The 9247-nt window shown below is 73.2% G+C and carries 10 protein-coding genes and 1 tRNA gene; 1 reads left to right on the forward strand and 10 read right to left on the reverse strand.

The features are described 5' to 3' along the window. Positions 1–11: 11 nt before the first annotated feature. The gene (locus tag VGL20_19585; GenBank protein HEY2705890.1) at positions 12–629 is read left to right on the forward strand and encodes a TetR family transcriptional regulator; all 618 of its coding nucleotides are present in this window, start codon (positions 12–14) and stop codon (positions 627–629) included. On the opposite strand, the gene thrS is transcribed toward VGL20_19585, so the two are convergent. The 10 genes from thrS to nadE all read right to left on the reverse strand — a co-directional run. After that, complete coding sequence (gene thrS / locus VGL20_19590) at positions 626–2440, reverse strand: threonine--tRNA ligase (protein ID HEY2705891.1); 1815 nt, start codon at positions 2438–2440, stop codon at positions 626–628. The two genes, VGL20_19585 and thrS, sit on opposite strands and share 4 nt — an antisense overlap. A gap of 24 nt (positions 2441–2464) precedes the next feature. Further along, entirely contained in the window at positions 2465–2755 is a 291-nt protein-coding gene (locus tag VGL20_19595; GenBank protein ID HEY2705892.1) for a hypothetical protein, read from the reverse strand. Between the two features lie 259 nt (positions 2756–3014). Beyond that, positions 3015–3091, reverse strand: a tRNA-Val gene (locus VGL20_19600). Positions 3092–3164: 73 nt separating this feature from the next. After that, a complete protein-coding gene (locus tag VGL20_19605) occupies positions 3165–3359 on the reverse strand; it encodes a hypothetical protein (GenBank protein ID HEY2705893.1) in 195 nt (64 codons plus the stop codon). 142 nt (positions 3360–3501) lie between these two features. Beyond that, positions 3502–4896 carry an MFS transporter gene (locus VGL20_19610; GenBank protein HEY2705894.1) on the reverse strand — a complete coding sequence of 465 codons (1395 nt, stop codon included), beginning with the start codon at positions 4894–4896 and terminating at the stop codon, positions 3502–3504. Then, positions 4893–5765 (reverse strand): 16S rRNA (adenine(1518)-N(6)/adenine(1519)-N(6))-dimethyltransferase RsmA, encoded by an 873-nt coding sequence (rsmA, locus tag VGL20_19615; GenBank protein ID HEY2705895.1) that lies wholly within the window; start codon positions 5763–5765, stop codon positions 4893–4895. Before rsmA ends, VGL20_19610 begins: the two co-directional genes overlap by 4 nt. Then, positions 5762–6613, reverse strand: coding sequence for a TatD family hydrolase (locus VGL20_19620; protein HEY2705896.1), 852 nt, complete (start codon positions 6611–6613; stop codon positions 5762–5764). The genes rsmA and VGL20_19620 overlap by 4 nt, the downstream gene beginning before the upstream one ends. Then, positions 6610–8154 (reverse strand): methionine--tRNA ligase, encoded by a 1545-nt coding sequence (gene metG / locus VGL20_19625; protein ID HEY2705897.1) that lies wholly within the window; start codon positions 8152–8154, stop codon positions 6610–6612. Before metG ends, VGL20_19620 begins: the two co-directional genes overlap by 4 nt. Next, on the reverse strand, positions 8151–8843 hold the full coding sequence (rsmI, locus tag VGL20_19630; protein HEY2705898.1) for a 16S rRNA (cytidine(1402)-2'-O)-methyltransferase: 693 nt from the start codon (positions 8841–8843) through the stop codon (positions 8151–8153). Before rsmI ends, metG begins: the two co-directional genes overlap by 4 nt. Beyond that, the coding region (gene nadE / locus VGL20_19635) for an NAD(+) synthase (protein HEY2705899.1) at positions 8840–9247 on the reverse strand (408 nt) is incomplete at its 5' end. The genes rsmI and nadE, both read right to left, overlap by 4 nt.

The raw sequence follows: 9247 nt of genomic DNA on the forward strand, positions 1-9247 counted from the left end.
TGATCGGGACCATGGCCCCGACCACGCGGCGACGCCCGACCTACGCCGAGGCGGCGCGGACGCTGCTCCGCGACACCCTTCTCGACGCCGCCGGCGACCTGATGCGCGAGCGGGGCTGGGCGGAGACCACGATGGCCGACGTGGCCGCGGCCGCCGGGGTCAGCCGGCAGACCCTGTACCACGAGTTCGGCTCGCGCAACGACTTCGCCCAGGCCTACGTGCTGCGGGAGACCGGCCGCTTCGTCGCCGCGGTCGAGGCGGCGGTGACCGCCCGGGCACCCGACCCGCGGGCCGCACTGACGGCGGCGTTCGAGGTCTTCCTCGGCGCCGCCGCCGGCCACCCCCTGATCCGCGCGATCGTCTCCGGCGACGGCAATGACGGGCTCCTCGCCCTGGTCACCACCCAGGGCGGACCGGTGCTCGGGCTGGCGACCAATCGGCTGGCGGCGCTCTTCACCGCCTCCTGGCCGCAGCTCGAGGCGGCCCGGGCGCGGCTGGTGGCCGACTGCGTGGTGCGGCTCGCGATCAGCCACGCCGCGCTCCCCGGCGGCCCGGCGGACGCCACCGCCGCCACCGTCGGCGAGGTGCTCGGCCCCTACCTCGAGCAGGTGGTCGGGAGCCAGCCCTAGCGGGGCCGCTTCTCCTCGACCTCGGCGCGCAGCCGGGCGACCAGCTCGTCGACGGCGACGTCCTCCTTGACGCCGCGGCGGGCGTCCTCCACCCTGACCACGCCGTCGCCGCGCTCCACGTCCTGCTTGCCGACGACGACGATGTAGGCGACGCGCTGGAGCTTGGCCTCGCGGATCCGCGCCCCCATGCGCTCGCCGGGCTTCGCCGAGACCTCGCCGCGGAGCCCGGCCGCGGCCAACCGCGCGACGATCGATCCGGCCAGCTCCACCACCTCGGGAACGTCGTCCTGCACCGGGATGACGGTGCACTGCACCGGGGCCAGCCACAGCGGGAAGTGGCCGGCGTAGTGCTCGATCAGCACCCCGAAGAAGCGCTCCATGCTGCCGAGAAGGGCGCGGTGGACCATCACCGGCCGGTGGCGCTCGCCGTCCTCGCCGATGTACTCGATGCCGAAGTTCTCCGGCTGGGAGAAGTCGAACTGCACGGTGGCGCACTGCCACTCCCGCCCCAGCGCGTCGAGCACCTTCATGTCGATCTTGGGTCCGTAGAAGGCACCGTCGCCGGGGTTGACCACGATGTCGATGCCGCGGATGCGCAGCTGGCGCTCCAGCGCCGCCTCCGCCGCCTGCCACTGCTCGTCGGTGCCGATCGCCTTCTCCGGCCGGGTGCTGAGATAGATGCTCACCTCCTCGAACCCGAAGGTGCGGAACATCTCCATCGAGAAGTCGATGACCTTGCCGATCTCGTCCTCGATCTGGTCGGGGCGGCAGAAGATGTGGGCGTCGTCCTGGGTGAAGCCGCGCACCCGCAGCAGCCCGTGGAGCACCCCGCTGCGCTCGTAGCGGTACACCGTCCCCAGCTCCGCGAGCCGGATCGGCAGCTCGCGGTAGGAGCGCAGGCGGTCCTTGTAGATGAGGATGTGGAACGGGCAGTTCATCGGCTTGAGCTGGTACGGCCGGCCGTCCACGTCCATCGGCGAGTACATCGAGTCCGCGTAGAAGTCGACGTGCTTGCTGGTCTCCCAGAGGGTGCGCTGGGCGATGTGGGGGCTGAAGACCTGCTCGTAGCCGCCGCGGCGATGGGCCTCGCGCCAGTGGTCCTCGATGAGGCCGCGGACCAGGCCGCCGCGGGGGTGCCAGAGCACCAGCCCGCCGCCCAGCTCCTCGCTGACGCTGAAGAGGTCGAGTTCGCGGCCGATCCGGCGATGGTCGCGACGCTCCGCCTCGGCGAGCCGCTCGAGGTGGGCCTCGAGCTCGTCCCTGGTGAACCAGGCGGTGCCGTAGATGCGCTGCAGCTGCGGATTGCGCTCGTCGCCGCGCCAGTACACGCCGGCGACCCGGAGCAGCCGGGTGGCCTTGAGCATCCCGGTGTCGCGCACGTGGGGCCCGCGGCAGAGGTCGACGAAGTCGCCGGTGCGGTAGATACCGACACTGTCGACCGAATCAGGCATGCGGTCGATGATGTCGACCTTGAACGGCTGACCCATGTCCGTGAACAGGGCGCGCGCGTCCTCGCGGCTCAGCAGCTCGCGCTCGAAGGGGATGCGCTTCTTCACCAGCTCGCGCATCCTCCCCTCCACCGCGGCGAGCTCGGTCTCGGAGAGGGTGGCGCCGCCGGGCAGCTGGAAGTTGTAGAAGAAACCGTCCTGGATGGCGGGCCCGACGTCGTACTGCGCGCCGGGGTAGAGGTCGACCACGGCCGCGGCCATCAGGTGGGCGGCGCTGTGACGCAGGATGTCCAGGGTCGGGCTCTCGGGCGCCTCCAGCGGCGGCCCGGCCTCCGCGGCGTCGTCGACAGGATCGTCGGCCATGGGGCCGCATTGTAGACGGCGGCTTCAGCCGGCGAATCTGGACATGCCCGCGGGCACGTCCTCGCGTCCCTCACCGAGGCGGGCGATCGAGTCCTCCTGGTAGGAGATCGGGCGGCCGCCGAAGGGCATCGGCAGCTGGCGTGACATCGGCACCATGGTGCGGCCGGCGCGCAGCGCCTGGGCACGGAGCTTCTCGTGCCGCTCCGGATCGATGCGGCAGCAGTCGCGGCTGCAGTACTTGGCGGTGCGCTTCTTCACCGTCGACAGGCAGCCCCGGCGCGCACAGGTGCGCGCCAGGGTGGTCTGTGTCTGCACGCGAGTCGTCCCGTCCCCATCCATGTCGCCCGCGCATTGTCGACGGCCTCTGCGCGGGTTGTCAACCGCGTCTGAAGGGTGGATCTGCACATCCGCTTCGGCCACTGCAGACATGCGATTGTCCCAGGCTGTCGACGTTGTGGATAACGCGCACCCGGTGAACTGCGCACCCACCGCCGCCCTGTGCAGAACACTGTGCGTGACCCCAGCCCGATGAGGATCCTGGGGGCGAGGTCGAGCGGCCTGAGGGTCGACGGGGTGGTGGGCACAGACGGGATCGAACCGCCGACCTCTGCGATGTCAACGCAGCGCTCGTACCAACTGAGCTATGTGCCCGCACCACGGAACCGCACGGTGACAGGGGCGGACCCCCGATCCCAGCGGAGCCCGCATGATACCAGCAGGAGTCTCAGGCGGCCGCGGCCCGGTCGGCGGACGCCGACCCGGGAGTCCGGGCGGCGGCGCTCAGGTCCTCGCGGCTGACGTCGATCCGAAGGCTGCGCTCGCACTCGTGGCAGACCAGGTGGAAGGTGCCCGGCTGCTCGATGGCTCGCGCGACCGTCTGGCGGTGGCCGCAGCACTCGCAGGTGACGATGGCTCGCATGGACAGCCGCTCCGGAAACAGGGTGATGTGACCGGCACAGGGTGCCAGCGGCCGCCCCCTCGGACCCGCTCGCGCATCGCCTCTTGTCGAGCCCGCGACGCCACCGTTGCACGATGGGGCGCTCGGTTCGTTCGGAGCCGGGTCAGCCCGGGGGGTGGGTGGTGGCGGACACGTCGAGCACCCCGAGCTGGCCCCGCGCGAGGGTGCCGGCGACCACCCCGGCGAGGAGCAGGCCGCCGCCGAGCACGGAGACCACCCGGGCCACCCCGAAGCCGTCGGCGAACCCCCCGGCGAGCACCAGCGGCAGGGCCACGGCGGCGTTGACGATGGTGAAGATCCCCCCGAAGATCCGCCCCCGGGTGGCCTCGTCGGTGCGCTCCTGGAGGACGGTGAAGGCCGGGATCAGCAGCGCCCCGAGCGACCACCCGAAGGCGACCGCGAGGCCGATCGCCGCCGGGGCGGCGAGCACCGAGGCGGAGCTCTGCCGCAGCGTGCCCGGCACCAGACCCAGGCCGAGCAGCGCGGCGCCGGAGGAGGCCATCGACCAGGCCGCCAGCCGGGACCGGGACGGCTCGCGGCGGTGGCTGGCCCGGCCCAGCACCACGGCGCTGCCCACCAGCCCGGTGGTGAGCGGGATGAGGAGCAGATAGGTGTCGGTGGGCTGGAGCCCGAGCAGCTGCGACATGTAGCCCGGCCCCAGCCCGAAGACGCTGAAGACCACGATCAGCGCCACCGTGCTGATCCCCAGGGCGACCCGCAGGGCGGGATGGCTCCACAGGATCATCAGCCCCTCGCGCAGCTCCCGGCCGATGTTCCGGGCGGGCGGATGCTCGACCGCGGCGGCGCGCAGGCTGGTGCCCACCCGCCAGATGCAGAACGAGGCGGCCGCGAACAGCGCCGTGGCCACGTAGAAGGGGGCGGTCGCCCCCAGCACCCGGACGCTGATCGTGGCCAGCGGCACCCCCACCACCAGGGTGACCACGGCGGTGGTCATGAACAGCGAGGTGGCGGTCATGATCTGCTCGCGGCGCACCAGGAAGGGCAGGCTGGCGGCCTCGGCGGGGGCGAACACCTGGCCCACGGCGCTGAAGAGCAGGGTGATGACCAGCAGCGGCCAGGCCCGGTCGGACAGGAGGGGCACGTGCTGGCTCAGGGGGATGAGCAGGATCAGGCCCCCGCGCAGGAGGTTGGTGCCGAGCATCAGCGACCGCTTGTCGTGGCGGTCGGCGTACACCCCCGCGGGGGCGCTGAGCAGGACGCTGGGGAGGGTGTACGCGACCATCACCAGCGAGGAGCCGGTGCTCCGCCCGCTGAGGGTGTAGACCAGCACCAGCAGGGTGAACATCAGGAACTTGTCGGCCAGCTGGCTGCACACCTGGGCCGCCCAGAGCAGCCGGAAGTCGGTGCGGCGGAGCACGCCCACGAAGCCGTCGGCGTCCTCCGGACGGAGGCCGGGGGCGATGCGGGCCGCCGGGGGCGGGGTCTCGTCGGCCGGCCACGGGCCGGCGTCCGGCTCCGGAGCCGCCCGCCGGCTCACCCTTGCGCTCCGGCGGCCGCGATCGCCAGCTCCCGCCACTCCTCGAGGCTGAGCGAGCCGGGGCGCCGCCCGGGGTCGACACCCGCCGCCCCGAGCACCGCGAGAGCCCGCGCGCCGTCGCCGTCGAGGGCGTGGGTGATCCCGTGGCGCAGGGTCTTGCGGCGCATCGTGAAGGCGCGGCGGGCGAGGGTGAGCACCGCCGCCCGGTCTGCGGGGCCGAGCACCGTCCGCGGGGTGAGCCGGAGGATGCTGGAGTGGACCGCCGGCGGCGGCGTGAACGCCTCCGGGGGCACGTCGCCGAGCCGCTCGACGCCGGCGAGCGACCGCACCGCGAGGGTGGCGAGGCTCCAGTCCCCGGGGCCGGCGGCGAGCCGGGCGGCGACCTCGCGCTGCATCAGCAGCACCGCCCGCCGGGGCGGCGACTCCGCCTCCAGCAGCCGCTGCAGCAGCGCCCCGGTGATGTTGTAGGGGATGTTGCCGGCGGCCAGGTATCCGGGGGCCAGGCCGAGCTCGACGGCGCCGGTGCGGAGCGCGTCGGCGTGCACCGCCTCGACGTTGGGATGGCGGTGCTGGGTGATCGCCAGAGCGCGGATGCAGGCCTCGTCGAGCTCGACGGCGACCACCCGCCCGGCGCGGGCGCACAGCGCCGAGGTGAGGGTGCCGATCCCCGGGCCGATCTCGTACACCTCGTCCTCGGGCCCGGGGTCGAGGGCCTCGACCAGCCGCTCGACCACCTCGCGGTCGACGAGCAGGTTCTGGCCGAGGCGGCGCTTCAGGCCGAGCCCGGCGCGGCGGGCGACGGCGAGCGCCGTCCCCGGGTTGCACAGATCGAGCTCGGCGGCGGCGCCGGCGGTGGGCCCGGCGGTCATCCGGCCGGCTGCCGGCCGCCGAGCACGTCGCCGCCGCCGGGGTCGGGGAGGCCGAAGAGCCGGCGGGAGGTCGCGGTCGCGCTCCGCGCCACCGCCGCCGCGGGCTCGCCGCGCAGGCCGGCGACGGCGGCGGCGGTGGCGGCCACGTAGGCGGGCTGGTTGGGCCTGCCGCGGTAGGGGACGGGAGCGAGGAACGGCGCGTCCGTCTCGACCACGTAGCCACCGTCGCCGACGGTGCGGGCGGCGGCGCGGATCCCATCGGTCTTCGGATAGGTGACCGTGCCCGCGAAGGAGCAGGCCATCCCCAGGCCGGCGGCGGTGCGGGCGAGGGCGGCGTCGCCGCTGAAGCAGTGGAGGACCCCGCGGTCGGCGTGGTCGCCGGCGCCGAAGGCGTCGCGGAGCTCGGCGACGACGTCGTCGTGGGCGTCGCGGTCGTGGACCACGATCGGCTTGGCGTGGGCGGCGGCGAGCTCGAGCATCAGCCGCAGCGAGCGCCGCTGCACCTCCGGATCGACCTCGTGGTACCCGGGCCGCCAGTACCAGTCGAGGCCGATCTCGCCGACCGCGACGGCGCGGGGATGGCGGAGCATCTCCTCGAGGCTGCGGAGCTGGGCCGCGTCCGGCGGGGCCTTCTCGTGGGGGTGCCAGCCCACCGTGAAGAACACCCCGGGGAGGCGCTCGGCGAGCTCGCGGTTGCGGTCGGTGTCCTCGACGTTGAGGCCGATCGACACGATCTGCTCGACCCCCGCGTCGGCGGCCTGCTCCAGCGCCTCGTCGAGCATCCCCCGCTCGTCGAGGAGGACGAGGTGGCAGTGGGTGTCGACCAGCCGCAGTGCCTCCTCGATCATCCAGCCTCCAGGTCCTGGTCGCGGTCGAGCCGGGGGAAGAGGATCGCGCCGACCCCCACCGGCGCCCCCGGGGTGAGCGCCGGCCAGGTGCGCAGGCCGGCACCGGCGTCGCCGTCGAGGCCGACCCCGAGGTCGGCGGCCACCGCGGCGGTGGCCCGGGGCAGGGTGGGATGGAGCAGCAGGGTGCTCACCCGGATCGCCTCGAGCAGGCTGCCGAGCACCGTGCCCAGGCGCGGGTCGCCGGTCTTCGACATGCTCCAGGGGGCGGTCTCGTCGATGTACTTGTTGGCCCGGGCGACCAGCCGGCGCACCTCGGCGAGGGCGCCGCTGAGGTCGAGCCGCTCCATCGCCGCCTCGTGGGCGGTGACCACCTCGGCGGCGACCGCGGCCAGCTCCGAGTCGATCGGCTCGGCGGCGCCGGGCTCGGGCACCCGGCCCTCGAAGTACCGGGCCACCATCTTCTCGGTGCGCGACACCAGGTTTCCGTAGTCGTTGGCCAGATCGGCGTTGTAGCGGTCGACGAAGGTCTCCATCGAGACGTCGCCGTCACGGTCGAAGGGCACCTCGGCCATCAGCACGTAGCGCACCGCGTCGCTGCCGAACCGGGTCACCAGGTCGAACGGGTCGATGCGCACCCCGGTCGACTTGCTCATCTTGCGGCCGCCGAGGGTGACGAAGCCGTGGGCGTGCACCCGCCGGGGCAGGGGCAGCCCGGCGGCGAGCAGCATCGCCGGCCACATCACGGTGTGGAAGCGGGTGATGTCCTTGCCGATGATGTGGACGTCGGCGGGCCAGAAGCGCTCGAAATCGGCGCCGTCGGGGAAGCCGATGCCGGTGATGTAGGAGAGCAGCGCGTCGAACCAGACGTAGACCACCTGCTCGGGGTCGAAGGGCAGCGGGAAGCCCCAGTGGGAGAACCCGCGGGAGATGCTGATGTCGTCGAGGCCGCCGCGGATGACGTTGAGGATCTCGTTGCGGCGGGGCTCCGGGGTGAGGAAGCCGGGGTTGGCCTCGAAGTGGTCGAGCAGCGGCTGCTGGAAGGCGCTGAGGCGGAAGAAGTAGTTCTCCTCCTTCACCCACTCCACGGGGCGGCCGTGCACCGGGCAGCTGCCCTCGACCAGCTGCTTGTCGGTGTAGAACTGCTCGCAGGAGGGGCAGAACCAGGCCTCGTACGGCCCCTTGTAGATGTGGCCGCCGTCGTACATCGCCTGCATGAAGCGGTCGGTGCTGCGCCGGTTGGCGTCGCTGCTGGTGCGCACGTAGGCGGTGTACCCGACGTCGAGCGCGGCGAAGGCCCGCTGGAACACCTCCGCCTGCCGGAGCGAGAACTCCTCGGGGTCCATCCCCTGCTGCTGCGCCGCCCGCTCCACCGACTGGCTGTGCTCGTCGCTGCCCACGGTGAAGCGGACGTCGCGACCGCGGAGCCGGTGGTGGCGGCGCACCACGTCGCAGCCGATCTTCTCGTAGGCGTGCCCCAGGTGGGGGTTGCCGTTGACGTAGTCGATGGCGGCGGTGAGGTAGAAGCGGGCGGGGGACGTCATGCTGCGTGGGTTCCCACATCGGAGCCGCCCACCAGCACGGTGCACTCGCCGCGCGGGGGGGTGGCGGTGAAGAGCGCCGCCAGCTGCTCGGCGGTGCCGGTGTGCAGGGTCTCGTGGCGCTTGGTGAGCTCGCGGGCGACCACCACCTCGCGGGTCCCCAGCAGCGGGGCGAGCGTGGCCAGGGTGCGGGCGAGTCGGAAGGGGGACTCGAGGAAGGCCAGGGTACGCCCCCCGTCGAGTGCGGCGCCGACCGTCCGGGTCAGCTTGCCCGGGGTGCGCGGCAGGAACCCGAGGAAGACGAAGCCGCCGCCCCCCAGCCCGCTGGCGGAGATCGCGGCGGTCACCGCCGAGGCGCCGGGCACCGGGATCACCGCGTGCCCCGCCTCCCGGGCGGCTCGCACCAGCAGCGACCCGGGGTCGCTGATCGCGGGGGTGCCGCCGTCGGTGACCAGGGCGAGGTTCTCGCCGGCGTCGAGCCGGGCCACCAGCCCGGGCACCCGGCGGCGCTCGTCGAAGGCGGGCAGGGAGAGCACCCGCTTCTCGCCGATGCCGTGGGCGGTGAGCAGGGCGCGGGTGCGGCGGCTGTCCTCGGCGACCACGGCGTCGCACTCGCGCAGGGTGCGCAGCGCCCTCAGGGTGATGTCCTCGAGGTTGCCGATCGGCGTCGCCACCACCGACAGGGTGCTCACCGTCCCCAGTCCCTGGGGTAGCGGAAGTCACGGTCGATGGTGCGTGCGCTGAGCTTGGCGATCAGCGGCAGGCGGCGCTTGTACTGGTTGTCGCGCAGCCGCCGGCCGACCAGGTCCATGAACTCGTCGTCGAATCCGAGCACGCGCAGCTCCTCGCGGGTCCGGCGCTCGTCGACCAGGTGGTACAGGAGCATGTCGACCACCGCGTACTGGAAGCCGAGCTCCTGCTCGTCCGACTGGCCCTCCCAGAGGTCGGCGCTCGGCGGCTTCTCGACCACACGCTGCGGAAGGTCCAGGGCGCGCGCCATCGCGAACACCTGGGTCTTGTACAGGTCGCCGAGCGGGTTGAGCGCGTGCGCCATGTCGCCGTGGATGGTGCCGTACCCGAGGAGCAGCTCGGTCTT

The sequence above is a fragment of the Candidatus Dormiibacterota bacterium genome, from assembly GCA_036495095.1.
In the GTDB taxonomy this organism is placed as follows: domain Bacteria; phylum Chloroflexota; class Dormibacteria; order Aeolococcales; family Aeolococcaceae; genus CF-96.